Genomic DNA, 601 nt, shown 5'->3' with positions numbered 1-601 from the left:
GTCTTCAGCTCTGCCGTTCCGATGGCGGTCATGGACAGTCCCCTCAGCCGGCGCGGAACATGGCGCAGTCGCACGGATGGTCGAGCAGGGTCTGCAACTCGCCGTCGAGATGCTCCAGTGTCAGCGAGGCGCCAGCCATTTCGAGCGAGGTGCAGTAATTGCCGACCCAGGTCGCATGCACCGAGACGCCGATGTCGTCGAGCCGCTGCTTGACGCGCCGGTTCATGATGTAGAGCTCCATCAACGGCGTCGAGCCGAGCGAGTTGACCAACACCGCGACCTTGTCGCCACGCGACGGCGCCATCTCGGCAATGATCCTGTCCAGCATCTCGTCGGTGATCTCGTCAGCGGTCCTGAGCTTGCCGCGCGCGATGCCGGGCTCGCCATGGATGCCCATGCCGATCTCCATCTCGTCGGCGCCGATCTCGAAGTTCGGCCGCCGCGTCTGCGGCAGCGAGCAGGGCGACAGCGCCACGCCCATGGTGAAGGTGTGGTCGTTGGCCTTCCTGGCGATGCGCTCGACCTCGTCGAAGGAGAGCATGCGCTCGCAGGCATCGCCCGCCGCCTTGAAGATGAAGAAATTGCCGGCGACGCCGCGCCG

The 601-nt window shown here is 65.7% G+C and carries 1 protein-coding gene; it reads right to left on the bottom strand.

The genetic code is table 11. The features are described 5' to 3' along the window. Positions 1-43: 43 nt before the first annotated feature. Positions 44-601: dihydroxyacetone kinase subunit DhaK (locus tag EOA32_RS37610; protein WP_145971529.1), on the bottom strand; the 558-nt coding region annotated here is incomplete at its 5' end.

Origin of the sequence: Mesorhizobium sp. M1A.F.Ca.ET.072.01.1.1, from assembly GCF_004023325.1 — a bacterium.
Taxonomy (GTDB): Bacteria; Pseudomonadota; Alphaproteobacteria; order Rhizobiales; family Rhizobiaceae; genus Mesorhizobium.
This window is presented reverse-complemented; position numbering and strand designations above follow the sequence as displayed.